This is a genomic window from Pseudomonas sp. Marseille-Q1929 (assembly GCF_017316265.1).
In the GTDB taxonomy this organism is placed as follows: domain Bacteria; phylum Pseudomonadota; class Gammaproteobacteria; order Pseudomonadales; family Pseudomonadaceae; genus Aquipseudomonas.
Map to the genome: position 1 here is coordinate 584,710 of NZ_JAFLWU010000001.1, position 24,550 is coordinate 609,259.

Genomic DNA, 24,550 nt, shown 5'->3' on the forward strand with positions numbered 1-24,550 from the left:
ATTTCGTGCATTTACTGCGAAGTCCGCGACCCATAACGTCGCAGGGCCGCAGAAGCCTCAATCTGATAGGGCACTTGCCGTGTGGGGTCAGCGATGCATCCCGGTCCTCAAAGACCGGGTGATTGCTCGCTGACGACAACTACAAACAAGGATCGGGATCGTCATGCGCCATACCACCGTTCTATCCGCACTATTTGCCACCAGCCTGCTGGCTGTGGCCACGATGGGCCAAGCCGCCGACAAAAAGAGCCTGGTGTTCTGCTCTGAAGGCAGCCCCGCTGGTTTTGATACCGCGCAATACACCACCGCCACCGACAACGATGCAGCCGAACCGCTGTACAACCGCCTGGTCGAGTTTGAAAAAGGCGAGACCAACGTAGTGCCTGCCCTGGCAACCAAGTGGGATATTTCGCCAGATGGCCTGACCTACACCTTTCACCTGCGTGAAGGGGTGAAGTTCCACAGCAACAAGGAATTCAAGCCGACGCGCGATTTCAACGCCGACGACGTGCTGTTCACCTTCAACCGTATGCTTGACCCCGAGCACCCCTTCCGCAAGGCCTACCCCACCGAGTTTCCGTACTTCAACGGGATGAGCCTGAACAAGAACATCGCCAAGGTCGAGAAAACCGACCCGCACACCGTGGTGATGACCTTGAACACGGTAGACGCCGCGTTCGTGCAAAACATCGCCATGAGCTTCGCCGCGATCCTGTCGGCCGAGTACGCCGAGCAATTGCTCAAGAGCGGAAAGCCCAGCGACATCAACCAGAAGCCGATCGGCACTGGCCCGTATGTGTTCCAGCGCTACCAGAAAGACTCGCAGATCCGCTACGCACCGAACAAACAGTACTGGGACCCGAGCAAGGTCAAGCTGGACCAGTTGATCTTCGCCATCAACACCGACGCTTCGGTGCGCGTGCAAAAGCTCAAGGCCGGCGAATGCCAAGTGACCCTGCACCCTCGCCCAGCCGACGTCGACGCCCTCAAGGCCGACCCGAACCTGCAACTGCTGACCAAGCCGGGGTTCAACCTCGGCTATATCGCCTACAACGTGCGCCACAAGCCCTTCGACCAGCTCGAAGTGCGCCAGGCGCTGGACATGGCGGTGAACAAGCAAAGCATCCTCAACGCCGTGTACCAGGGCGCCGGGCAACTGGCGGTCAACGCCATGCCGCCGACGCAGTGGTCCTACGACGACACCATCAAGGACGCCGCCTACAACCCGGAAAAAGCCAAGGAACTGCTCAAGGCTGCCGGCGTGAAAGAAGGCACCGAGATCACCCTGTGGGCGATGCCCGTACAACGCCCCTACAACCCCAACGCCAAGCTGATGGCAGAAATGCTGCAAAACGATTGGGCCAAGATCGGCCTGAAAGTGAAGATCGTCAGCTACGAGTGGGGCGAATACATCAAGCGCACCAAGAACGGTGAGCACGATGTGAGCTTGATCGGCTGGACTGGCGACAACGGTGACCCGGACAACTGGCTGGGCACCCTCTATAGCTGCGACGCCATCGGCGGGAACAACTACTCCATGTGGTGTGACCCGGCGTACGACAAGCTGATCAAGCAAGCCAAGGTCGTCACCGACCGCGAACAACGGACTGTTCTGTACAAGCAGGCGCAGCAACTGCTCAAGCAGCAGGTGCCGATCACGCCGGTCGCCCACTCGACGGTCAACCAGCCGTTAAGCGCCAAAGTCGAAGGTTTCAAAGTGAGCCCCTTCGGCCGCAACGTGTTCTCGGGCGTCAGTATCACCCCATAAAAAAATAACCGGATGGCGCAGAGCGAAGTTGGCTCTGCGGCAAACGTGCAGCCTTATTTCGGGAATTCCCTTAAGGCAAACGTTTGCAAAGGCTTGAACGAGTTACACACCCAATAGCCGGATCACCTAATAAGACCGGCATAAAAAAGAGAACCAAAGGAGCTTCACCCATGAAACTGAGCAGCAAAGCGCTTCTGGCCCTGGCCATCAGCACCATCACGGCAACCGCCTACGCTGAAACCCAAAGCCAGGACTTCGTTCCTACCACCCTGGCCGGCACCAGCGCCCAAAGCGAGGCCAAAGGCTTTATCGACGGCCAAAGCCTGGGCGGCACCACGCGTAACTGGTACTCCAACGAAATGTTCCGTCGCGACACGCGCATCGGCTACTTCAAGAACGAAGGCGACATCAACAAGACCCGCGTTTCCCGCCGTTACAACTGGGACCAGGGCACCATCCTCAACTACACCTCGGGCTTTACCCAAGGCACCGTTGGCGTGAGCACCGAAGTCGCGGCCTACAACGTGATCTCACTGATCCGTAACCGGGACGACATCGCCGGCGGCTCCAACCGCACCCTGGCCCACTCCTACGGTGACGCCGTAGACCAGTGGAGCAAACTGGGCCTGGCCAACGTCAAGTTCCGCGTGTCCAACACCACGCTGACCGCGGGTCGCCAGAACTTCAGCAGCGGCATCGTCGACACCATCGGCAACCGTGCCCTGCCGTCGAGCTTTGAAGGTGTGAGCTTCAACAGCGAAGAATTCACCAACCTGTCGTTCCAGGGCGGCGTGTTTGACCGCGTTTCGCCACGTACCGAGCAGAGCCTGTCGAAGTTCCGCAGCGAGTACAACAGCAAAGGCGCCGATGGCGTCGAGACCGACAAGGTCTACACCCTGGGTGCCAACTACCAGCCGTTCAAGAGCCTGAAAACCAGCTTCTTCGGCGCGAACGTCAAAGACTTCTGGAACCAGTACTACTTCGGCGCCACCCACGAGCTGGGCGACAGCTCGGTGCTGGGCCTGACCACCGGCTTCAACTACTACAAAACCGTCGATGAAGGCAAAAAGCTGATGGGGGATATCGACAACGATACCTTCTCCCTGTCCCTGGGCCTGACTCACCAGGCTCACAGCCTGACCTTCTCCTACCAGCAAGTGAACGGTAACGAGTACTTCGACTACCTGCACGAAACCAACGGTATCTACCTGGCCAACTCCCTGACGTCGGACTTCAACGGCCCGAACGAGAAGTCCTTCCAGGTTGCCTACGGTATCAACATGGCCGAATACGGCGTGCCAGGCCTGAAGTTCAACATCTACTCGGCTCGCGGCTGGGGCATCGACGGTACGCACTACACCGGCAACCGTGGCGTAGAAGGCAAAGGCTATGACGGCGTCCAGGCGCAGGACGGCGAACACCACTACGAGTACGGTATCGGCACGTCCTACGCGGTACAGAGCGGTCCATTGAAGGCCACCACTATCCGCGCGACCTATGTCGCTCACCGTGCTACCGCCGAACAGTCTGACGGCAACCTGAACGAATTCCGTCTGGTTACCACCATCCCGTTCAACATTCTTTAATTAGCGCCAGGTAGACGGCGGGCTCAGGACGAGCCCGCCGTCTACGCTTGTCTGGTCCCATCGATTTCAGAGGGCTCCGAATGAAAATGCTCCCGCTACAAGCCGCCATTGCTGCCGCGCTGTTGAGCGTGGCCGTCGGCATCTCGGCCAAACCGCTGGTGGTCTGCACCGAAGCCAGCCCGGAAGGCTTCGATCCGGTCCTGTACACCACGGCCGTCACCGCCGACGCCGCAGCAGAAACCCTGTTCAACCGCCTGGTGGACTTCAAGCCCGGCACCACCGAAGTGGTTCCGGCACTGGCCAAGGCCCTGCCTGAAATCAGCGAAGATGGCCTGACCTACACCTTCCACCTGCGTGATGACATCAAGTTCCACACCACCGACTACTTCAAACCCACGCGCAACCTGAATGCCGACGACGTGCTTTGGAGCCTCCAGCGACAGCTGGACCCGAACCATCCGTGGCATAAAAAGTCTCTCGTGGGCTACCCGTACTTCGAAAGCATGGGCTTCAAGGAACTGCTCAAGAGCGTAGAGAAAACCGACGATCACACCGTCGTCTTTACCCTGACCCGTCCTGAAGCACCGTTTTTGGCCGACCTGGGCATGGCGTTTTCCTCGATCCACTCCGCCGAATACGCCGACCAGTTGCTCAAGTCCGGCAAGACCGATGACCTGAACGCCAAGCCGATCGGCACCGGGCCGTTTGTGTTCACGCGCTACGCCAAGGACGCCCAGGTGCGTTACAAGGCCAACCCGGACTACTTCCGTGGCAAGCCGCCGGCCGATCCGCTGATCCTGGCGATTACCACCGACAACAACGTGCGCCTGCAAAAGCTCAAGGCCAACGAGTGCCAGATCGCGCTGTATCCAAAACCGGATGACGTGGCGAGCATGCAAGCCGACCCGAACCTGAAGGTCGACGGGTTGGCGGCGATGACCACCAGCTACATCGCCATGAACACCACCCACAAGTACATGAGCGACGCGCGGGTACGCCACGCCATTAACATCGCGTTCGACAAAGCCGGCTATACCGACGCTTTGTTCGGCAAAGGCAACGCAGTAGTGGGCACCGGCCCGTATCCGCCGACCTTGCTGGGCTTCAACGACAAGCTGAAAAACCCGCCACGGGACCTGGACAAAGCCCGCGCCCTGCTCAAGGAAGCCGGCGTACCGGAAGGCACCGAATTTACCTTGTTCACCCGTAACGGCGGCGGGCCGACCAACCCCAACCCAATGTTGGGCGCCCAGCGCATGCAGGCTGACCTTGCGCAGATTGGCCTGAAGATCAATATCAAAGTCATGGAATGGGGCGAAATGCTCAAGCGCGCCAAAGGTGGCGAGCACGACATGGTCTCGGCCGGCTGGGTGGGCGATAACGGCGACCCGGATAACTTCCTCACGCCGAACCTGAGTTGCGATGCAGCGAAAAACGGCGAAAACTACGCGCGCTGGTGTAACAAGGAGTTTCAGGACTTGATCGACAAGGCCCGTGCCGCCAAGGAACCCGCAACACGCGCGGCGCTCTATGAACAAGCACAGGACGTTTTCGAAAAAGACCAGCCATGGCTTCCCATGGCGTACCCGAAACTGTTCACCGCCATGCGCAAAAACGTAGAGGGCTACACCCTTAGCCCTCTCGGCACCAATAACTTCGCCACTACCCAGGCGAAGTAAATAAGAAAAACGCTCGGCACCGCCCACCTGGGTGGTGCCGGACCTGCCTAACCGGCTGATTGAGGTACACCACACGATGTTTAGTTTTATTGCCCGCCGACTGGGGTTATTGATCCCCACGTTCTTCGGCATCACGTTGCTCACGTTTGCGTTGATTCGCATGATCCCTGGCGACCCCGTCGAAGTCATGATGGGCGAAAGGCGCGTCGACCCCGAGATGCACGCACAGGCAATGGAACGCCTTGGCCTGAACAAGCCGTTGTATGCGCAATACCTGGACTACGTCGGCAAGCTCGCCCAGGGCGACCTTGGCGAATCCTTGCGTACCCGCACCAGCGTGTGGACCGAGTTCACCGCCCTCTTCCCGGCGACCCTGGAACTGTCCATGGCCGCCCTGTTGTTCGCCGGTATCCTGGGCCTGCTGGCCGGGGTGATCGCGGCCTTGAAACGAGGATCGCTGTTCGACCACGGGGTGATGGGCATCTCCCTCGCGGGTTATTCGATGCCGATCTTCTGGTGGGGCCTGATCCTGATCATGTTCTTCTCCGTGAGCCTGGGCTGGACCCCGGTGTCCGGGCGTATCGACCTGCTCTACGACATCGAGCCGCGCACTGGCTTCATGCTGATCGACACCCTGCTGGCTGACGAGCCGGACGCCTTCTGGGACGCGCTGCACCACCTGATCCTGCCGGCCATCGTGCTCGGCACCATTCCGCTGGCGGTGATCGCACGGATGACCCGTTCGTCGATGCTCGAAGTGCTGCGCGAAGACTACATCCGTACCGCCAAGGCCAAGGGCCTGTCGCCAGCGCGCGTGGTATTCGTCCACGGCCTGCGCAACGCGTTGATCCCGGTACTTACCGTGGTGGGCCTGCAAGTCGGCACGCTGCTGGCCGGTGCGGTCCTGACCGAAACCATCTTCTCGTGGCCCGGCATCGGCAAATGGCTGATCGAAGCCATTGGCGCACGGGACTACCCGGTGGTGCAAAACGGCATCCTGTTGATCGCCTGCCTGGTGATCCTGGTGAACTTCGTGGTGGATATCCTCTACGGCTTCGCCAATCCACGCATCCGTCACCAGCGCTGAGATCATGACCATGACCACACCTACTCCCGTGTCAGCAGTCGATCAAAGCCTGCTGTATCCGTCCCCGTACAAAGAATTCTGGCAAGCCTTTTCCAAGAACAAAGGCGCGGTGGCCGGCCTGGCCTTCATGCTGCTGATCGTGTTCTGCGCGCTCTTCGCCCCTTGGGTGGCGCCGCATAACCCCAGCGAGCAATACCGCGACTTCCTGCTCACCCCGCCAGCCTGGCTGGAAGGTGGGCAGATCCAGTTCCTGCTGGGCACCGACGAACTGGGCCGTGACCTGCTCTCGCGCCTGATCCAGGGTTCGCGCCTGTCGTTGCTGATCGGTTTGTCATCGGTGGTGATGTCGCTGATTCCGGGCATCCTGCTGGGCCTGTTCGCCGGGTTCTTCCCGCGTTTGCTTGGCCCGACCATCATGCGCCTGATGGACATCATGCTGGCCCTGCCGTCGCTGCTGCTGGCCGTAGCCATTGTCGCGATCCTCGGCCCTGGCCTGATCAACACCGTGATTGCCATTGCCATTGTGTCGCTGCCGTCCTATGTGCGCCTGACCCGCGCCGCCGTGATGGGCGAACTGAACCGTGACTACGTGACCGCCGCCCGCCTCGCCGGCGCCGGCCTGCCACGCCTGATGTTCATCACCGTGCTGCCCAACTGCATGGCACCGCTGATCGTGCAGGCCACCCTGAGCTTCTCGTCGGCGATCCTCGACGCCGCAGCCCTGGGCTTCCTCGGCCTGGGCGTTCAACCGCCGACGCCGGAGTGGGGCACCATGCTGGCTTCGGCCCGTGACTACATCGAACGCGCCTGGTGGGTGGTGAGCTTGCCTGGTTTGACCATTTTGCTCAGCGTGCTGGCAATCAACTTGATGGGTGACGGCCTGCGCGATGCGCTGGACCCGAAACTCAAGAACGCCGCCTGAGGAGATTCCCATGTCACTGTTAGAAATCAAGAATCTCAACGTACGCTTCGGCGACAAGACCGCCGTGCCGGTGGTCGATGGCCTCGACATCAGCGTCGACAAAGGCGAAGTCCTGGCGATCGTTGGCGAGTCGGGCTCGGGTAAATCCGTGACCATGATGGCGCTGATGGGCCTGATCGAGCACCCCGGCATCGTCACCGCCGACGCCCTGAACTTCGACGGCAAGGACATGCTCAAGCTGAGCAACCGCCAGCGCCGCCAGATCGTCGGCAAAGACCTGGCGATGGTGTTCCAGGACCCGATGACCGCACTGAACCCCAGCTACACCGTGGGTTTCCAGATTGAAGAAGTGCTGCGCCTGCACTTGAAAATGTCCGGCAAGCAAGCGCGCAAGCGCGCCATCGAACTGTTGGAAAAGGTGGAAATCCCCGGCGCTGCCAGCCGTATGGATGCCTACCCGCACCAACTGTCCGGCGGTATGAGCCAGCGCGTGGCCATCGCCATGGCAATTGCCGGCGAGCCGAAACTGCTGATCGCCGATGAACCGACCACCGCGTTGGACGTGACCATCCAGGCGCAGATCATGGAACTGCTGCTGGCCCTGCAAAAAGAGCAGAACATGGGCCTGGTGCTGATCACCCACGACCTCGCGGTCGTGGCTGAAACCGCCCAGCGCGTGTGTGTGATGTACGCCGGCCAAGCCGTGGAAGTCGGCCAGGTGCCGCAGTTGTTCGACATCCCGGCGCACCCGTACAGCGAAGCGCTGCTCAAGGCGATTCCCGAGCACAGCCTGGGCGCCACGCGCCTGGCCACGCTGCCAGGTATCGTTCCGGGTCGTTATGACCGCCCGCAGGGTTGCCTGCTGTCGCCACGTTGCCCGTATGTGCAGGAATCCTGCCGTGCCCAGCGTCCGGGGCTTGATCCAAAAACCAACAGCCTCGCGCGCTGCTTCTACCCCTTGAACCAGGAGGTGGCGTAATGGCCGTCGTTCTTACCGCCCGCGACCTGACCCGTCACTACGAAGTGTCCCGTGGCCTGTTCAAGGGCCATGCGCTGGTACGCGCACTCAATGGCGTGTCCTTCGAGCTGGAAGCCGGCAAGACCCTCGCCGTTGTAGGCGAGTCGGGTTGCGGCAAATCCACCCTGGCCCGCGCACTCACGCTGATTGAAGAGCCGTCTTCCGGTTCGCTGAAAATCGCCGGCCAGGAAGTCGCCGGCGCCGACAAGGCACAGCGCAAGCAGTTGCGCAAAGACGTGCAGATGGTGTTCCAGAGCCCGTACGCCTCGTTGAACCCTCGGCAGAAAGTCGGCGATCAACTCGGTGAGCCGTTGTTGATCAACACCAACCTGTCCGCCGCCGAACGTCGCGAGAAAGTGCAGGCGATGATGAAGCAAGTGGGCCTGCGCCCCGAGCATTATCAGCGCTACCCGCACATGTTCTCCGGTGGTCAGCGCCAGCGCATCGCGTTGGCCCGGGCGATGATGCTGCAACCGAAAGTGCTGGTGGCGGATGAGCCGACTTCGGCGCTGGACGTGTCGATCCAGGCCCAGGTGCTCAACCTGTTCATGGATTTGCAGCAGGAATTCAACACCGCCTACGTGTTCATTTCCCACAACCTCGCGGTGGTGCAACACGTCGCCGATGACGTGATGGTGATGTACCTCGGCCGTCCGGTGGAAGTCGGCCCCAAGGAAGACATCTACGCGCGCCCGCTGCACCCGTACACCCAGGCGCTGCTGTCGGCCACCCCGACCATCCACCCGGACCCGAACAAGCCGAAGATCAAGATCGTCGGCGAACTGCCCAACCCGCTGAATCCGCCGCCTGGCTGCGCCTTCCACAAGCGCTGCCCGTATGCGACGGCGCGGTGCAGTAGCGAGGAGCCGCAACTGCGTGCCTTGGATAACCGTCAGGTGGCTTGCCACTACGCGGAGCAGTTCGTGGCGTAATCACGCAACAAAAATGCCCTGGGCGATCAAGCCCAGGGCATTACAAGAGTTCTACCGCCCCACTCGTCGGATTGCGCATCAGTCCGGCAGGTGGGGCTTTTTTTCGCCTCGACTCAAGTATCGCTGTCACCTTCGCTGTCATCGTCTTCCGGTGGGGCTTGCTGGTCGTCGTCATCCGCGGAGCCGCCTTGGTCTTTGTCACCGGCTTCTGATTCGCTCTTGGCCAGAAGCAAGCTCTTCGCCGCCACAAACCCAGGCGCCTGGCTTTGCACGGCGCTATTGGCCCATGCGGTGGTGGTACCCAGCGTTAACAGCACCAACACTTTCAGCAACAGCACTACACGTTGAAAGATAGTCATGGTCGGTTTCCGTCCAGTCAGTGAACTATGCGCCCCGGCGTTCGGCCGGTGCTCACAATCAAGCTAGTTCCGATCCAGGGTTTGCGCCACTCGCCCGTCAGGTGTCGCCGTCGTCGTAGGTTTCGCTGTCTTCCCCTTCGTTGTAGGGGTTTTCGGCGTCTTCCTTGGGCGCGGGTTGGGCCTGGGGCTGCCAGCTGCCGGAGTTGACCTCCTGCTGCTTGCGCTTGGTGACGGGGCCGGTGTCTTTCCACTGGGGTGTGCCGGCGCCGGCCAGGGCGGCGGCGGTGGATAGCGCCAGGCCTGCGAGTAGAACCAGATGGATAACGCGTTGAATACTAAACACAGCGGTCTCCTTTACGGTCGGTGGGTAAAAATTAGACCCGATATACGGTTCTCGCCAATCCCAAGCCTTGTGATGATCAAACTGTGGGAGCTGGCTTGCCTGCGATGGCGGTGGGTCAGCGTGCACATTGGCGACTGATACACCGCCATCGCAGGCAAGCCAGCTCCCACAGTTTTGATTTTTGTTGGGCATAAAAAAAGGGTGAAGCCATGACAGCTTCACCCTTTTTTTACCGCTCAGCCCTTAGTGGTGCTCGCGGGTCGCACGGAATTTCACATCCGGCCAGCGCTCTTCCATCAGCGCCAGGTTCACCCGGGTCGGCGCCAGGTAGGTCAGGTGACCACCGCCGTCCACCGCGAGGTTTTCAACGGCCTTGTTGGAGAACTCTTCCAACTTCTTCTTATCGCTGCAATCGATCCAGCGCGCGGAGTACACGGTGATGGGCTCGTAGGAGCATTCGACCTTGTATTCCTCTTTCAAGCGGCTGGCCACTACATCGAACTGCAGCACACCGACGGCGCCGAGGATGATGTCGTTGCTGCGCTCCGGGAAGAACACCTGGGTGGCGCCCTCTTCCGCGAGTTGCTGCAAGCCTTGGCGCAGTTGCTTGGATTTGAGCGGATCACGCAGACGTACGCGGCGGAACAGTTCCGGGGCGAAGTGCGGGATACCGGTGAAGCCCAGCGCTTCGCCTTCGGTGAAGGTGTCACCGATCTGGATGGTGCCGTGGTTGTGCAGGCCGATGATGTCGCCGGCGTAGGCTTCTTCCAACTGTTCACGCTCGGAGGAGAAGAACGTCAGGGCGTCGCCGATGCGTACGTCCTTGCCGGTGCGCACGTGGCGCATCTTCATGCCTTTTTCGTATTTGCCGGAGCAGATACGCATAAAGGCGATACGGTCGCGGTGTTTCGGGTCCATGTTCGCCTGGATCTTGAACACGAAGCCGGTGAATTTCTCTTCCACTGGCTCCACGGTGCGCTCGTTGGCGACACGGGCCAACGGCTTCGGCGCCCAATCCACAACGGCGTCGAGTACGTGGTCGACACCGAAGTTGCCCAACGCAGTACCGAAGAACACCGGGGTCAGTTGGCCGTCGAGGAACTCCTGCTGGTTGAACGCGTGGCAGGCGCCCTGCACCAGTTCCAGTTGGTCGACGAAGCGGTCGTACTCGTCACCCAGGTGGGCGCGGGCTTCGTCCGAGTCGAGCTTCTCGATGATCTTGGTTTCGGTGCGCTCGTGACCGTGGCCGGCGGTGTAGACAATGATGTAGTCGTCGGCCAGGTGGTACACGCCCTTGAAGTCGCGGTAGCAACCAATCGGCCAGGTGATCGGCGCGGCCTTGATCTTCAGGACGGCTTCGATTTCATCCAACAGCTCGATCGGGTCGCGGATGTCGCGGTCGAGTTTGTTGATGAAGCTGACGATAGGCGTGTCACGCAGACGGCACACGTCCATCAGGGCGATGGTGCGTGGCTCGACGCCTTTACCGCCGTCGAGGACCATCAGCGCCGAGTCCACCGCCGTCAGGGTGCGGTAGGTATCTTCGGAGAAGTCTTCGTGGCCCGGGGTGTCGAGCAGGTTGACCATGTGGTCGCGATACGGGAACTGCATGACCGACGTGGTAATGGAAATACCCCGTTGCTTTTCCATTTCCATCCAGTCGGAGGTGGCATGGCGGTCGGATTTGCGGGATTTCACCGTGCCGGCCACAGCGATTGCCTTGCCCATCAGCAAGAGTTTCTCGGTGATGGTGGTTTTACCGGCATCGGGGTGGGAAATAATGGCGAAAGTGCGGCGTTTCGCGACTTCGGCGGCCTGGTGGGTCATGGGAAATCGCCTGGCAGGTGAGTCAAAAAAGGGCGGCGAGTATAGCGCAAACCCCGGGCGCCGGACCACCGTTCACCCGATTGGGGGTGGCTAAATGCTGCCAAGTATGGAACCTTTTAAAAGGTCGAGACGTCCACTCCCCTGCTACCGCACTCGGAACAGGGGCTGATAAATCAGCAAGTTAGCCTGACGAGGCTGCGCTCATGGCTTGATCTCATGCCGTCTTACCGACATGACCAAGCTGCTTTTCGCGAACTCATTCGCCGACAGCCAGGAATGGCATTGCCGCTCGGAAATGTGTTCGCCGACAAAAGAAAAAAGGAGTCCGCCTGTGGCTATTCGCTATGGCAAAGGGCTGATAGGAGGAGCGGTTGTCGTCGCCCTCCTGGCCCTGCTGGTCCACTGGATCGGCATCAACACGATCGAACTGTACCGCGACGATTTGTTGTTTTACCTGCAAGCACACCTGATCCTCGTTCTAGTCTCCATGCTGGCCGCCCTTGTTGTGGGCATCCCCGCCGGTATCCTGCTCAGCCGACCGCACATGGTCGGGCGCGCAGAACGCTTCATGCAGATCTTCAACATCGGCAACACCGTCCCTCCCCTGGCCGTACTGGCCATCGCCCTCGGCGTCCTCGGCATCGGCAGCGGCCCGGCGATCTTCGCGCTGTTCCTCGCCTCCCTCCTGCCCATCGTGCGCAACACCTACGAAGGCCTGAAAAACGTCCAGGGTTCCCTGAAAGAAGCCGCCACCGGCATCGGCATGACGCCACGCCAGATTCTGCTGCGCGTGGAATTGCCCAACGCCGTGCCGATCATCATCGGTGGCGTGCGCGTGGCCCTGGCGATCAACGTCGGTACCGCGCCGCTGGCGTTCCTGATTGGCGCCAACAGCCTGGGCAGCCTGATCTTCCCGGGCATCGCCCTGAACAACCAGCCGCAATTGCTGCTCGGCGCCGCGTGCACCGCGTTGCTGGCCTTGCTGCTTGACGGTCTGGTGACCCTGGCCAGCCGCCTCTGGCTGGAACGCGGGTTGCGTGCGTCTTAAGGAACCGACATGAAAAAGCTGACACTGATACTGAGCTGCGTCCTGCTGTGTGCAGGGTTTGCGCAAGCCGCTGAAAAGCCCGTCATCCGCATCGGCGCCCGGGTGTTCACCGAACAGACCCTGCTCGCCGAAATCACCTCCCAATATCTGCGCACCAAGGGCTACGACACCCGCGTGACCGGTGGCCTGGGCAGCAACCTGGCGCGCAGTGCCCAGGAAAGCGGGCAACTGGACCTGATCTGGGAATACACCGGCGTGTCGCTGGTGGCCTACAACCACGTGGACGAGAAACTCGACAGCGAACAGTCCTACGCCCGAGTGAAAGAACTCGACGCGAAAAAAGGCCTGGTCTGGCTCGCCCCATCGCGCTTCAGCAACACCTATGCCCTGGCGTTGCCGGAGAAAGTGGCCGCTGAGCACCCCGAGATCAACAGCATCAGCGACCTGACCCAAGCCGTGGCGCAAGACGCCAAGGCCAAGCGCCTGGTGGCCCTGGACACCGAGTTCGCCAACCGCTCCGACGGCCTGGCCGGCATGGTCAAGCTGTACGACATGAACCTGACCCGCAAGAACACCCGGCAGATGGACGCCGGCCTGGTCTACACCGCGCTGCGTAATGGCCAGGTGTTTGCGGGCTTGGTCTACACCACCGACGGTCGCCTCAACGCCTTCAAGTTGAAGCTGCTGGCAGACGACAAGCACTACTTCCCGGACTACACCGCCGCGCCGGTGGTGCGTCAGGTTTATCTCGACGCCCATCCGGAACTGGCCGCTGACCTCAAGCCATTGGCCGATCTGTTCGACGACGAAACCATGCGCCAGTTGAACGCGCGGGTCGACGTTGACCATGAAAGCCCTTCCGCCGTTGCCGCCGATTTCCTGCGCCAACATCCGATCAATCAATAAGAGGAGAAGACATGGAATTCCTGAACGCCTTTTCCCATCTTGATTGGGCCCAAGTCCTGCACCTGACCTGGCAGCACATCACCCTGGTGGGTATCGCCGTGATCCTCGCGATCTTCATCGGCGTGCCCCTGGGCATCCTGATGACGCGCTTCCCGAGCCTGGCCGGGCCGCTGCAAGCCAGCGCCACGGTGCTGCTGACCGTGCCGTCGATCGCCCTGTTCGGCCTGCTGCTGCCGTTCTACTCCAAATTCGGCCAGGGCCTGGGGCCGATGCCGGCGATCACCGCAGTGTTCCTCTACTCCCTGCTGCCGATCATGCGTAACACCTACCTGGCCCTGACGGGCGTGGAACCGGGCATTCGCGAGGCCGCGCGCGGCATCGGCATGACCTTCGGCCAGCGCCTGCGCATGGTCGAGCTGCCCATCGCCGTACCGGTGATCCTCGCCGGTGTGCGCACCGCCGTGGTGATGAACATCGGTGTAATGACCATTGCCGCCACCATCGGCGCCGGTGGCCTGGGTGTACTGATTCTGGCTGCCATCAGCCGCAGCGATATGTCGATGCTGATCGTCGGCGCCGTGCTGGTCAGTCTCCTGGCCATCTTCGCCGACCTGCTCTTGCAATGGCTGCAACGCTCGCTGACTCCAAAAGGATTACTCAAATGATCGAACTTCAAAACCTGACCAAGACTTTTCAAAGCAACGGCAAGACTGTCACCGCCGTCAACGACGTAAGCCTGACCGTCAATGAAGGCGAAATTTGCGTATTCCTCGGCCCCTCGGGCTGCGGCAAGAGCACCACGCTGAAAATGATCAACCGCCTGATCAAGCCGACTTCGGGCAAGATTTTGATCAATGGCGAAGACACCACCGACCTCGACGCCGTGACCCTGCGCCGCAACATCGGTTATGTGATCCAGCAGATCGGCCTGTTCCCCAACATGACCATCGAGGAAAACATCGTGGTCGTGCCCAAGCTGCTGGGTTGGGACAAGCAGAAGTGCCACGACCGCGCCCGCGAGTTGATGAGCATGATCAAGCTGGAACCCAAGCAGTACCTGCATCGCTACCCGCGTGAACTCTCGGGTGGCCAGCAACAGCGCATCGGCGTGATCCGTGCTCTGGCGGCCGATGCACCGTTGTTGCTGATGGATGAGCCGTTCGGCGCGGTCGACCCGATCAACCGCGAGATGATCCAGAACGAGTTCTTCGAGATGCAACGCGCGCTGAACAAGACCGTGATCATGGTCAGCCACGACATCGACGAAGCCATCAAGCTGGGCGACAAGATTGCGATCTTCCGTGCCGGCAAGCTGCTGCAGATCGACCACCCGGACACACTGCTAGCGCACCCGGCCGATGAGTTCGTCAGCAATTTCGTAGGCCAGGACAGCACCCTCAAGCGCCTGCTGCTGGTGAAAGCCGAAGACGCGGCGGACAACGCCCCATCGGTCAGCCCGGAAACCCCGGTGGCCGACGCGCTGGAACTGATGGACGAACATGACCGCCGCTATGTGGTGGTGACCTGCGCCGAGAACAAGGCGCTGGGTTATGTGCGACGTCGCGACCTGCACCGTCAGACCGGTACCTGCGGCCAGTACCTGCGCGAGTTCAACGCCACGGCGGCGTATGACGAGCATTTGCGCATCCTGTTGTCGCGCATGTACGAGTTCAACCGCTCGTGGTTGCCGGTGATGGATGCGGAGCGGGTGTTCCTTGGGGAGGTGACCCAGGAGTCGATTGCCGAGTACTTGAGTTCCGGTAAGTCCCGGGGGGGCAAGACCAGCATCGTTTCGCCTGCCGAAACCGCACTGGCTTGATCTGACACCCTGCGGTTAACACTGTGGGAGCGGGCTTGCTCGCGAAGGCGGTGTATCAGTCAAACATCTATCGACTGACACGCCGCATTCGCGAGCAAGCCCGCTCCCACATTGGATCTCCATTGTGTCTGAAACACCTCAATTTGCCCCATCCGGGGAACATCATTCCGTCACACCGGTCGGTTACATAAGTAGCTGCACGGGTCCTCGCGACGAACGCGTGCAAAAACGCGACATTTTTAGTTGATCTCAAGCCCCTCACGCCCTAAAGTTCGCGCCGAACGTCCATGCTGGAAACGATCCATCCGGCTCAAGTACTGACGACGAGACAGCAAGGCCAAGGGAAGCGGTTATTCCCATGGCCTTTTTGCTTTCGGCGACATGCCTTGGGAAGTAGGCGAACCAAAGTGGGGATACGGAGGACGTTCATTTGCACCCATTGTTTAAATCAGTTTGCCCTTAGGAGTTCCCAGCATGTCGATCAACGTCGAAGACTATTTCGCGCGCGCCACTTTTGACAAAATGAAGGCGTTCGCCGACAAGCAAGAAACCCCGTTCGTGGTGATCGACACCGCGATGATCAGCCAGGCCTACGATGACCTGCGCGCCGGTTTCGAATTCGCCAAGGTGTACTACGCCGTCAAGGCCAACCCGGCCGTCGAGATCATCGACCTGCTCAAAGAGAAAGGTTCGAGCTTCGACATCGCCTCGATCTACGAGCTGGACAAGGTCATGGACCGCGGCGTCAGCGCCGACCGTATCAGCTACGGCAACACCATCAAGAAATCCAAGGACATCCGCTACTTCTACGAGAAAGGCGTGCGCCTGTTCTCCACCGACTCCGAAGCCGACCTGCGCAACATCGCCAAGGCCGCCCCGGGTTCGAAAGTGTATGTGCGTATCCTTACCGAAGGCTCGACCACGGCTGACTGGCCTTTGTCGCGCAAATTCGGCTGCCAGACCGACATGGCCATGGACCTGCTGATCCTCGCCCGCGACCTGGGCCTGGTGCCATACGGCATCTCGTTCCACGTCGGCTCGCAACAACGCGACATCAGCGTGTGGGACGCGGCGATCGCCAAGGTCAAAGTGATCTTCGAACGCCTGAAAGAAGAAGACGGCATCCACCTGAAGCTGATCAACATGGGCGGCGGCTTCCCGGCCAACTACATCACCCGCACCAACAGCCTGGAAACCTACGCTGAAGAGATCATCCGCTTCCTCAAGGAAGACTTCGGCGACGACCTGCCGGAAATCATCCTGGAGCCGGGCCGTTCGCTGATCGCCAACGCCGGTATCCTGGTCAGCGAAGTGGTATTGGTTGCGCGTAAATCCCGTACCGCCGTCGAGCGTTGGGTGTACACGGATGTGGGCAAATTCTCCGGTCTGATCGAAACCATGGACGAAGCCATCAAGTTCCCGATCTGGACCGAGAAGAAAGGCGAGATGGAAGAAGTGGTCATCGCCGGTCCTACCTGCGACAGCGCCGATATCATGTACGAAAACTACAAGTACGGCCTGCCGCTGAACCTGGCGATTGGTGATCGTTTGTACTGGTTGTCGACGGGTGCGTACACCACCAGCTACAGCGCGGTTGAGTTCAATGGCTTTCCGCCGTTGAAGTCGTTCTACGTTTAAGAGCAGCGGTTAGTTTTTAGCCACAAGCTGCAAGAAGAAGCCCATGACCTGTCATGGGCTTTTTTGTTTCTGCTAAGCCGATAACTCACGCAACGCCGCCGTCGCCAAAAAACCTGATCGCGAGGCGTAGCGATGGTCCTTTTGCACGCGCTCGTCGATGCGCTGCAACAGATGTTCCGGTAGAGACGCATTGAAACGCACCGACTTGCCCAGGTAAGGCGTGAGATCAAAGTCGACTATCGCCCAAACTCCACCAGCAAAATCCGGGTTATCCAAATGGGCGTCCACCTCCAGCGCTTGGGGCAACGGTTCCTGGTCTGCGACCAGCCCTTCAAGATGCAACGCCAGTGCCTCACGGACATTGTCCAGCGCTTCGGAAAAGGTCCCACCGGCCGAGAAACACCCCGGCACATCAGGGACGGCCACGCTGTAATCCGAGTCTGCGTCTTTATGTACCACCACTGGAAACTTCATTGCTCCTCCTTTGGACGAGCCCCTGGGACTCTATCCAACTCATCAAGCGAGGCCATCACTTGATACCAGCTGATTTGAAAATACTGTGCAGCGTGCCCTTGGCAATCTCTGATTTGGGATGAGGAACGGTCACTCGCCCCCGCTTCACCGGATGCTTGAACTGGTGATGGCTGCCCTTGACTGCCACCTCAAACCAACCATCCGCAACAAGCAGTTCTATTACCTCTCGACTTTTCATCGCCCACCCTTTCAGTGTGTACATTACACACCACCGGATGGCAATGGGTTTTTATACACACGAAACACACCAATGAAAAAGCCCGCTTAACTCTCAAGCGGGCTTGTGTGGCGCGATGGTGCCGAGGGGCGAACCGTTTTCGCCAGAAAACTAATGTCAGTTTTTGTGCCTGGCTCTGTCTGGGATCAACGGATCAGGAAAGACTTGCAGCACGTTGTTGGTAAGCCTCGGCCATCGCGCGAATCTGCGCATCTTCCGCCGCAGCCAACGCCTTGCACGCCGTGCGCAAGAACTTCAAATTCCCCCCCGCCAACGCCTTGCGCAACCACTCCAACGCCGCATCGACCTGCCCTCTGTCCGCCAACACCGCCGCATAGCTGAACTGCCCGCGAAAATCGCCACCTTCGGCCGAGCGACGATACCAATCCACGGCTGCGTCTAGATCCTGCGCACAGAACCGGCCGTCTTCCAGATAACGCCCCAGCAGATTCATCGACTTGGCATGGCCCTGTTCCGCTGCCTGGCGATAGAGACTCAACGCTTGTTGCTGGTCTTCAGCAACACCACGCCCAGTAGCCAGCAGATTGGCGTAGTTGTACTGCGCCCAATCCAAACCCGCTTCAGCCGCAAAGCGGTATGCCTTCGCCGCAGCAACCTCATCAGCCGCACATCCCCAACCATGCTCCAGACACCGCCCGGCCATATTGCGCGCCATCAAGTGCCCGCCCTGGGCGGCGATCTGGAACCAGCGCAACGCCAGCGCTTCATCACGGGCAATGCCACGGCCTTCCAAGAGGATTTGCCCAAGCAACGCCTGGGCATCCACCACGCCCTCCTTCGCCGCCATCAGGATCGCCTGGGCAGCGCGCACCGGGGAGTCGTCGAGCATGGCTTGCAGTTTCTCGACGTTGAGCACTTCTTCGCGGCGCAGCAGAAAGCCCATGTCAGACCTCGACCCAGCGGCGCAACAGGTTGTGATACGTGCCGGTGAGCTGGATCAGGGCCGGATGGTCGGGCACATCGGCGGTCAGTTGCTGGATCGCGCCGTCCATTTCGAACAGCAGGGTGCGCTGGCTGTCTTCGCGCACCAGGCTTTGGGTCCAGAAGAACGAGGCGTAGCGTGCGCCACGGGTCACGGCGTTGACTTTGTGCAGGCTGGAACCGGGGTACAGCACCATGTCGCCGGCGGGCAGTTTCACCCGTTGCAGGCCGAAGGTGTCCTGGATCTCCAGTTCGCCGCCGTCGTATTCCTCCGGGTCGCTGAAGAACAAGGTAGACGACAAGTCCGTGCGCACCCGCTCAATGCTGCCCCGCGCCTGGCGCACGGCGTTGTCGATATGGAAGTCGAAGCTGCCGCCGCTGGTGTAGCAGTTGAACAGCGGCGGGAAGACCTTGTGCGGTAACGCCGCTGACATAAACAGCGGGTTTTTCCACAGGCGCTCCAGCATCGCCGCGCCGATTTCCTTGGCCAACGGGTGGCCTTCCGGCAGTTGCAGGTTGTGCTTGGCTTTGGCGGACTGGTGCCCGGCGGTGATTTTGCCGTCGGCCCAATCGGTGCTTTCCAGGGCTTGGCGGATGCGCTGCACTTCCTCACGAGAGAACAGGCCGGGAATGTGCAGCAACATGGGCGATACCTGAATGCAGAGAGGCGCCAATGGTATTGATTCTTATCAAGCCTGTAAAACACCGTGGACGGATGACATCGTAAAAACCGTAAGCAAAAAGTGTAAAGAATGTAAATTCAATGCAATTAGCAATGTATCGCAATTGATAGAAAGTCGTGTTCGCCCTATATTCCGCCGCCTCACATCCTTGGGGAAAGGACACGTCATGTCGCGCACTTCAATAAAAACACCTGCCAGTTCACCACGTCTGTTGGCTTCGGCCATCGGCGTCGCCCTGACCGCCGGCTCTGCTGCCCACCTGGCGCAAGCGGCTGACGACACTGAACAAAAAGGCGAGCGCAACAGCATCTCCCTGGGCGCCACCAGCATCACCGGCCAGGAACAGGACCAGACCTCCTACCAGGTTGAAAAGGCCTCCTCGCAGAAGTACACCGCGCCGCTGGTGGACACCCCGCGTTCGGTCACCGTGGTACCGCAACAAGTCCTCAAGGACACCGCCGCCACCTCGCTGCAAGATGCCTTGCGCACCGTACCGGGGATCACCTTCGGCGCTGGCGAAGGCGGCAACCCACAGGGCGACCGCCCGTTCATCCGCGGTTTTGACGCCCAGGGCGATACCTACCTCGACGGCGTACGCGACACCGGTGGCCAGAGCCGCGAGATCTTCGACATCGAATCCATCGAAGTCAGCAAAGGCCCGAACTCGTCCTTCGGCGGTCGCGGCTCGGCCGGTGGCAGCCTCAACCTGGTGAGCAAGACCCCACAAGCGCGGGACTTCACCAACGGCGGCTTCACCTACGGTTCCGACCAGACCCGCCGCTACGTGCTCGACGTGAACCGCCAGTTCCTCGACGACAGCGCCGCGTTCCGCCTGAACCTGATGAGCCACGAACAAAACGTCGCCGGCCGCGACGCCGTGAATTACGACCGTTGGGGCGTGGCCCCGTCGCTGACCTTTGGCCTGGGCACCCCGACCCGTGTCAACCTCAGCTACTACCACATGGAAAGCAACGACCTGCCGGATTCGGGCATTCCGTACGGCTACGGCTCGGCCACGACCACCACCCACGTCCACGACAAACCCACCGACGGCGGCGACAGCAGCAACTTCTACGGCCTCAAGAATCGCGACTTCCGCAAGACCCGCGCGGATATCAGCACGATCTCCGTCGAGCACGACCTGAACGACAGCATGACGCTGAAAAACACCCTGCGTCATGGCAGCACCGGCCAGGACTACGTTCTCACCCAGCCGGACGACAGCAAAGGCAACGTCAACAAGTACGGCACCGTGTGGCGCCGCGCCAACGCCCGCGTCTCCACCACGACCACCACCACCAACCAGACCGATCTGTTTGGCAGTTTCCAGGCGCTGGGCTTCAAGCACAGCTACTCCACCGGCCTGGAATTCACCGGTGAAGAAACCCGCGTCAGCGGCTACACCATCACGCCAAATGCCAACCCAACGCCCAACGGCTGCTTGCCGGGCATGGTCGGCAACAGCGGCGGCAGCTGCACCTCCCTGGGCAACCCGAACCCGGACGACGCCTGGACCGGCAGCGTCGCACGCAACTACATGGGCACCAACACCAAGGCCACCAGCCGCGCCGCCTATGTGTTCGACACCATCGAGCTGGACCCGAAATGGCTGCTGAACGTGGGCGTGCGCTACGACACCTTCGACACCGAAGCCAATACCAATGCCACCACCGGGCGCACCAAGGTCAAGGACGACAGCCAGTTCTTCAACTGGCAGGCCGGCCTGGTCTGGAAGCCGCTGGAAAACGGCAGCATCTACACCTCCTACGCCACCTCGGCGTCGCCAGCGGGCGGCCTGGTGGGTGAAGGTGTGGATAGCAACGCTATCCCGACCGGCATCAACACCAGCGACCTGAAACCGGAAGAAACCGTCAACTACGAGCTGGGCACCAAGTGGGACCTGTTCCACAACCGCCTGTCGCTGTCGGCTGCGGTGTTCCGTACCGAGAAGAAAAACACCCGCATCCTGGTGGATTCCAACACCTACGAAACCGCCGGTGAGTCCCGCGTCGACGGCCTGGAATTGTCCGCCAGCGGCAAGATCACCGAGCAATGGCAAGTGTTCGCTGGCTACAGCTACCTGAAAAGCGAGCTGGTTGATCCGGGCAGAAACGGCACCCGCCTGGGCGTCGTGACGACCGGTTCGAACAAAGGCAACCAGATGCCGAACACCCCGGAAAACTCGTTCAGCCTGTGGACCACTTACAACGTGACGCCAAAGCTGACCATCGGTGGCGGCGCGTTCTATGTCGACCAGGTTTACGGCGATGCGGCCAACACCGTGTACGTACCGTCCTACACCCGCTACGACGCCATGGCCAGCTACAAGCTGACCAAGAACGTCGACCTGCAATTGAATGTGCAGAACCTGACCGACAAGACCTACTACGACAAAGCCTACGCCTCGCACTTCGCCAACCAGGCGGCGGGTCGCACGGCGTTGCTGTCCACCAGCTTCCACTTCTAAAAGCGGGCAGCAAACGGCAAAAGCCCCACGCATCGGATGCGTGGGGCTTTTGCGTGTAAAACAGAATATTTCTCGATAACCCACGGCATAATGCGCGCCGTGCATTTACAACCAGATAGACGAGGCGGTCAGACGTGTTGAAGAAAACCCTGTTCCAGTTGCACTGGTTCTTCGGCATTACGGCCGGGCTGGTGCTGGCCTTGATGGGGATTACCGGGGCAGCGGTTTCGTTTCAGGATGAAATCCTGCGGGCGCTCAACCCCAGCGTATTGACGGTGGAAAAGCGCGACGCCGGCGTGCTGCCGCCCGCCGAACTGGTACGCAAACTGGAGGCCACCGAAGGCCAGACCGTGGCCATGCTCTTTGTCGAAAGCGACAGCGGCAATGCCGCGCGCGTGTTCTTCACCCCGCCACCCGGCGAGCGCCGTGGCCAGTTGCGCTATTTCGATCCTTACACCGGCAACTACATGGGCGACGTGGTCGGCCAGGACGTGTTCGGCTTCCTCCTGCAATTCCACCGCTTCCTCGTGATGGGCGACACCGGGCGCAACATCACCGGGGCGTGCACGCTGATCCTGGTGTTCTTCTGCCTGTCCGGCCTGTACCTGCGCTGGCCGCGCCAGGTCGCCAGCTGGCGCGTGTGGCTGACCCTGGACTGGCGCAAGAAAGGTCGCAGCTTCAACTGGGACCTGCACTCGGTGTTCGGCACCTGGTGCCTGCTGGCCTACCTGCTGGCGGCGCTGACCGGGTTGTATTGGTCCTACGACTGGTACAACCAGGGCGTGACCAAACTGCTCTCCGACGCGCCGCAAAACGAGCGCATGCGCAAGCGCGGCCCACCGCCGCAAGGCCCGGCGCCCGTGGCCAACTATGACGCGATGTGGAGCAGCATCTACAGCAGCGCCGGCCCAGGCTTGAGCAGCTACAACATCCGCATGCCCGCCGTCGCCGGGCAACCGGCCACGGTCTACTACCTGCTGCAAGACTCGCCCCACGACCGCGCGCTGAACCAGCTCAACCTCGACACCGCCACCGGCGAGGTCAAGTCCCACGACCGCTACGCCAGCAAGACCCTCGGCTCCCAGCTGCTGACCAGCGTCTACGCGCTGCACACCGGCAGCTACTTCGGCCTGGCGGGGCGCATTATCCTCACCGTCAGTTCGTTGCTGATGCCGTTGTTCTTCATCACCGGCTGGCTGCTGTACCTCGACCGCCGCCGCAAAAAACGCCAAGTGCGCGACGCGCGCAAAGGCCTCGGCGCCAACCACAGCGATGCCCCGGCGTGGCTGATCGGCTTCGCCAGCCAGAGCGGTTTCGCCGAACAACTGGCCTGGCAAACCGCTGGCCAATTACAAGCGGCCGGCCTGCCAGTGAAGGTGCAACCCCTGGGTAGCGTCAGCCAGGAAGACCTGCGCCAGTCCGAAAACGCCCTGTTCGTGGTCAGCACCTTCGGTGACGGCGAAGCGCCCGACAGCGCCCGTGGTTTTGAGCGCAGCGTGCTCGGCCAGGACCTGTCCCTCAAAGGCCTGAACTACTCGGTATTGGCCCTGGGTGATCGGCAGTACGAACACTTCTGCGGCTTCGCCCGGCGCCTGCATTTCTGGCTGACCAACCAGGGCGGCAACCCGCTGTTCGCCCCCGTGGAAGTGGACAGCGGCGACACCACTGCCCTGCTGCACTGGCAACAACAGCTTGGGCAACTGACAGGTCAGGCCCCCACTGCGGCATGGCCGACCGCGCAGTACGAAAACTGGACGCTGGCCCAACGCACCCTGCTCAACCGCGACAGCAGCGGTTCCGACGTCTACCTGCTGGGCCTGACCCCGTCTTCACCACAGACCTGGCAAGCCGGCGACCTGGTGGAAATCCTCCCGCGCAATTGCCCCTGGGCCATCGAGCACTTCCTCGAAGGCCTCGGGCTGGCCGGCAGCGACGGCGTGTTGATCGACGACCTGGCGCACACCCTCGATCAAGCCCTGGCCACCCGCCAACTGCCGACGCATCGCGCCCACCTAGTGGGCCTGCACGCCCAGGCACTGGTGAATGCGCTGGTGCCGCTGGGCATGCGCGAATACTCCATCGCCTCGATTGCCAGCGACGGCGTGCTGGAGCTGATCGTACGCCAGGAACGCCACCCCGATGGCAGCCTGGGCCTGGGTTCAGGCTGGCTCACCGAACACGCCGCCCTGGGCTCGACCATCAGCCTGCGCCTGCGCCGTAACAGTGGCTTCCACCTGCCGGACGCACCGGTGCCGATGATCCTGCTGGGCAACGGCACCGGCCTGGCCGGATTGCGCAGCTTGCTCAAGGCACGTATTGCCGATGGCCAGCAGCGCAACTGGCTGCTGTTCGGCGAACGCAATATCGCCCACGACTTCCTCTGCCAGGACGAGCTGCAAGGCTGGCTGGCCAGCGGCGACCTGGCATTGTTGGACCTGGCGTTTTCCCGCGACCAAGAGGAAAAAATCTACGTGCAGGACCGCCTGCGTGAATCGGCGGACGTGCTGCGCAAGTGGCTGGCCGAGGGTGCGGCGATTTATGTGTGCGGCAGTTTGCAGGGAATGGCGGCGGGAGTGGATCAGGCGTTGGTGGATATTCTGGGCAGTGAAGCGGTAGATCGCCTGATTGAACAGGGCCGCTACCGCCGGGATGTGTACTGACCTCTCCCAGACACTGAGGATCAAACTGTGGGAGCTGGCTTGCCTGCGATAGCGGTGTATCAGTAGCAAATGTGCAAGCTGACACACCGCTATCGCAGCGATGCGGCGACCCGAC

The 24,550-nt window shown here is 60.8% G+C and carries 21 protein-coding genes; 14 read left to right on the forward strand and 7 right to left on the reverse strand.

Annotated features, from left to right (window positions below):
• Positions 1-163: 163 nt before the first annotated feature.
• From J1G37_RS02675 to J1G37_RS02705, 7 genes are all read left to right on the forward strand, one after another.
• Entirely contained in the window at positions 164-1,768 is a 1,605-nt protein-coding gene (locus J1G37_RS02675; RefSeq protein ID WP_207040088.1) for an ABC transporter substrate-binding protein, read from the forward strand.
• Positions 1,769-1,938: 170 nt separating this feature from the next.
• A complete protein-coding gene (locus J1G37_RS02680) occupies positions 1,939-3,354 on the forward strand; it encodes an OprD family outer membrane porin (RefSeq protein WP_207040089.1) in 1,416 nt (471 codons plus the stop codon).
• A gap of 80 nt (positions 3,355-3,434) precedes the next feature.
• Entirely contained in the window at positions 3,435-5,033 is a 1,599-nt protein-coding gene (locus J1G37_RS02685) for an ABC transporter substrate-binding protein (protein WP_207040090.1), read from the forward strand.
• Between the two features lie 76 nt (positions 5,034-5,109).
• Positions 5,110-6,120, forward strand: a complete 1,011-nt coding sequence (locus J1G37_RS02690) for an ABC transporter permease subunit (protein ID WP_003171721.1) — start codon at positions 5,110-5,112, stop codon at positions 6,118-6,120.
• A gap of 10 nt (positions 6,121-6,130) precedes the next feature.
• On the forward strand, positions 6,131-7,042 hold the full coding sequence (locus tag J1G37_RS02695) for an ABC transporter permease subunit (RefSeq protein ID WP_026137147.1): 912 nt from the start codon (positions 6,131-6,133) through the stop codon (positions 7,040-7,042).
• A 10-nt stretch (positions 7,043-7,052) separates the two neighbouring features.
• Positions 7,053-8,021: an ABC transporter ATP-binding protein gene (locus J1G37_RS02700; protein WP_017739469.1), complete on the forward strand. Its 969-nt coding sequence runs from the start codon at positions 7,053-7,055 to the stop codon at positions 8,019-8,021.
• Positions 8,021-8,992 (forward strand): peptide ABC transporter ATP-binding protein, encoded by a 972-nt coding sequence (locus J1G37_RS02705; RefSeq protein ID WP_017138288.1) that lies wholly within the window; start codon positions 8,021-8,023, stop codon positions 8,990-8,992. Before J1G37_RS02700 ends, J1G37_RS02705 begins: the two co-directional genes overlap by 1 nt.
• Positions 8,993-9,105: 113 nt before the next feature.
• Here the strand turns inward: J1G37_RS02705 and J1G37_RS02710 are convergent, their stop codons facing one another.
• The 3 genes from J1G37_RS02710 to J1G37_RS02720 form a co-directional block, all read right to left on the reverse strand.
• Positions 9,106-9,351: a hypothetical protein gene (locus J1G37_RS02710; RefSeq protein WP_124527501.1), complete on the reverse strand. Its 246-nt coding sequence runs from the start codon at positions 9,349-9,351 to the stop codon at positions 9,106-9,108.
• A gap of 97 nt (positions 9,352-9,448) precedes the next feature.
• Positions 9,449-9,694, reverse strand: a complete 246-nt coding sequence (locus J1G37_RS02715) for a hypothetical protein (RefSeq protein ID WP_207040091.1) — start codon at positions 9,692-9,694, stop codon at positions 9,449-9,451.
• 243 nt (positions 9,695-9,937) lie between these two features.
• The gene (locus J1G37_RS02720; protein ID WP_207040092.1) at positions 9,938-11,521 is read right to left on the reverse strand and encodes a peptide chain release factor 3; all 1,584 of its coding nucleotides are present in this window, start codon (positions 11,519-11,521) and stop codon (positions 9,938-9,940) included.
• A 331-nt stretch (positions 11,522-11,852) separates the two neighbouring features.
• Between J1G37_RS02720 and J1G37_RS02725 the strand changes: the two genes are divergently transcribed.
• From J1G37_RS02725 to J1G37_RS02745, 5 genes are all read left to right on the forward strand, one after another.
• Positions 11,853-12,569: an ABC transporter permease gene (locus J1G37_RS02725; protein ID WP_017737736.1), complete on the forward strand. Its 717-nt coding sequence runs from the start codon at positions 11,853-11,855 to the stop codon at positions 12,567-12,569.
• A 9-nt stretch (positions 12,570-12,578) separates the two neighbouring features.
• Positions 12,579-13,475, forward strand: coding sequence for a glycine betaine ABC transporter substrate-binding protein (locus J1G37_RS02730; RefSeq protein ID WP_207040093.1), 897 nt, complete (start codon positions 12,579-12,581; stop codon positions 13,473-13,475).
• A gap of 11 nt (positions 13,476-13,486) precedes the next feature.
• On the forward strand, positions 13,487-14,140 hold the full coding sequence (locus tag J1G37_RS02735) for an ABC transporter permease (RefSeq protein WP_017737738.1): 654 nt from the start codon (positions 13,487-13,489) through the stop codon (positions 14,138-14,140).
• On the forward strand, positions 14,137-15,294 hold the full coding sequence (locus J1G37_RS02740; RefSeq protein ID WP_207040094.1) for an ABC transporter ATP-binding protein: 1,158 nt from the start codon (positions 14,137-14,139) through the stop codon (positions 15,292-15,294). Before J1G37_RS02735 ends, J1G37_RS02740 begins: the two co-directional genes overlap by 4 nt.
• A 474-nt stretch (positions 15,295-15,768) precedes the next feature.
• The gene (locus tag J1G37_RS02745) at positions 15,769-16,932 is read left to right on the forward strand and encodes a type III PLP-dependent enzyme (protein WP_010213203.1); all 1,164 of its coding nucleotides are present in this window, start codon (positions 15,769-15,771) and stop codon (positions 16,930-16,932) included.
• Between the two features lie 72 nt (positions 16,933-17,004).
• On the opposite strand, the gene J1G37_RS02750 is transcribed toward J1G37_RS02745, so the two are convergent.
• The 4 genes from J1G37_RS02750 to J1G37_RS02765 form a co-directional block, all read right to left on the reverse strand.
• Positions 17,005-17,406 carry a type II toxin-antitoxin system HicB family antitoxin gene (locus J1G37_RS02750; protein WP_207040095.1) on the reverse strand — a complete coding sequence of 134 codons (402 nt, stop codon included), beginning with the start codon at positions 17,404-17,406 and terminating at the stop codon, positions 17,005-17,007.
• A 55-nt stretch (positions 17,407-17,461) separates the two neighbouring features.
• Complete coding sequence (locus J1G37_RS02755; protein WP_192297838.1) at positions 17,462-17,644, reverse strand: type II toxin-antitoxin system HicA family toxin; 183 nt, start codon at positions 17,642-17,644, stop codon at positions 17,462-17,464.
• Between the two features lie 193 nt (positions 17,645-17,837).
• Positions 17,838-18,587 carry a tetratricopeptide repeat protein gene (locus J1G37_RS02760; protein WP_207040096.1) on the reverse strand — a complete coding sequence of 250 codons (750 nt, stop codon included), beginning with the start codon at positions 18,585-18,587 and terminating at the stop codon, positions 17,838-17,840.
• 1 nt (position 18,588) lies between these two features.
• Complete coding sequence (locus J1G37_RS02765) at positions 18,589-19,269, reverse strand: Fe2+-dependent dioxygenase (RefSeq protein WP_017737742.1); 681 nt, start codon at positions 19,267-19,269, stop codon at positions 18,589-18,591.
• A gap of 205 nt (positions 19,270-19,474) precedes the next feature.
• On the opposite strand from J1G37_RS02765, the gene J1G37_RS02770 reads away from it, so the two are divergent.
• Both J1G37_RS02770 and J1G37_RS02775 read left to right on the forward strand, forming a co-directional pair.
• Positions 19,475-21,775, forward strand: a complete 2,301-nt coding sequence (locus J1G37_RS02770) for a TonB-dependent siderophore receptor (RefSeq protein WP_207040097.1) — start codon at positions 19,475-19,477, stop codon at positions 21,773-21,775.
• A gap of 134 nt (positions 21,776-21,909) precedes the next feature.
• Positions 21,910-24,435, forward strand: a complete 2,526-nt coding sequence (locus J1G37_RS02775) for a sulfite reductase flavoprotein subunit alpha (protein ID WP_207040098.1) — start codon at positions 21,910-21,912, stop codon at positions 24,433-24,435.
• Positions 24,436-24,550: the final 115 nt, after the last annotated feature.

What these genes read in the sequence shown, in the direction of transcription:
- J1G37_RS02675 (WP_207040088.1), top strand. Translation starts at nt 164, where the DNA reads ATGCGCCATACCACCGTTCTATCCGCACTATTTGCCACCAGCCTGCTG.
- J1G37_RS02680 (WP_207040089.1), top strand. Translation starts at nt 1,939, where the DNA reads ATGAAACTGAGCAGCAAAGCGCTTCTGGCCCTGGCCATCAGCACCATC.
- J1G37_RS02685 (WP_207040090.1), top strand. Translation starts at nt 3,435, where the DNA reads ATGAAAATGCTCCCGCTACAAGCCGCCATTGCTGCCGCGCTGTTGAGC.
- J1G37_RS02690 (WP_003171721.1), top strand. Translation starts at nt 5,110, where the DNA reads ATGTTTAGTTTTATTGCCCGCCGACTGGGGTTATTGATCCCCACGTTC.
- J1G37_RS02695 (WP_026137147.1), top strand. Translation starts at nt 6,131, where the DNA reads ATGACCACACCTACTCCCGTGTCAGCAGTCGATCAAAGCCTGCTGTAT.
- J1G37_RS02700 (WP_017739469.1), top strand. Translation starts at nt 7,053, where the DNA reads ATGTCACTGTTAGAAATCAAGAATCTCAACGTACGCTTCGGCGACAAG.
- J1G37_RS02705 (WP_017138288.1), top strand. Translation starts at nt 8,021, where the DNA reads ATGGCCGTCGTTCTTACCGCCCGCGACCTGACCCGTCACTACGAAGTG.
- J1G37_RS02710 (WP_124527501.1), bottom strand. Translation starts at nt 9,351, where the DNA reads ATGACTATCTTTCAACGTGTAGTGCTGTTGCTGAAAGTGTTGGTGCTG.
- J1G37_RS02720 (WP_207040092.1), bottom strand. Translation starts at nt 11,521, where the DNA reads ATGACCCACCAGGCCGCCGAAGTCGCGAAACGCCGCACTTTCGCCATT.
- J1G37_RS02730 (WP_207040093.1), top strand. Translation starts at nt 12,579, where the DNA reads ATGAAAAAGCTGACACTGATACTGAGCTGCGTCCTGCTGTGTGCAGGG.
- J1G37_RS02735 (WP_017737738.1), top strand. Translation starts at nt 13,487, where the DNA reads ATGGAATTCCTGAACGCCTTTTCCCATCTTGATTGGGCCCAAGTCCTG.
- J1G37_RS02740 (WP_207040094.1), top strand. Translation starts at nt 14,137, where the DNA reads ATGATCGAACTTCAAAACCTGACCAAGACTTTTCAAAGCAACGGCAAG.
- J1G37_RS02745 (WP_010213203.1), top strand. Translation starts at nt 15,769, where the DNA reads ATGTCGATCAACGTCGAAGACTATTTCGCGCGCGCCACTTTTGACAAA.
- J1G37_RS02750 (WP_207040095.1), bottom strand. Translation starts at nt 17,406, where the DNA reads ATGAAGTTTCCAGTGGTGGTACATAAAGACGCAGACTCGGATTACAGC.
- J1G37_RS02755 (WP_192297838.1), bottom strand. Translation starts at nt 17,644, where the DNA reads ATGAAAAGTCGAGAGGTAATAGAACTGCTTGTTGCGGATGGTTGGTTT.
- J1G37_RS02760 (WP_207040096.1), bottom strand. Translation starts at nt 18,587, where the DNA reads ATGGGCTTTCTGCTGCGCCGCGAAGAAGTGCTCAACGTCGAGAAACTG.
- J1G37_RS02765 (WP_017737742.1), bottom strand. Translation starts at nt 19,269, where the DNA reads ATGTTGCTGCACATTCCCGGCCTGTTCTCTCGTGAGGAAGTGCAGCGC.
- J1G37_RS02770 (WP_207040097.1), top strand. Translation starts at nt 19,475, where the DNA reads ATGTCGCGCACTTCAATAAAAACACCTGCCAGTTCACCACGTCTGTTG.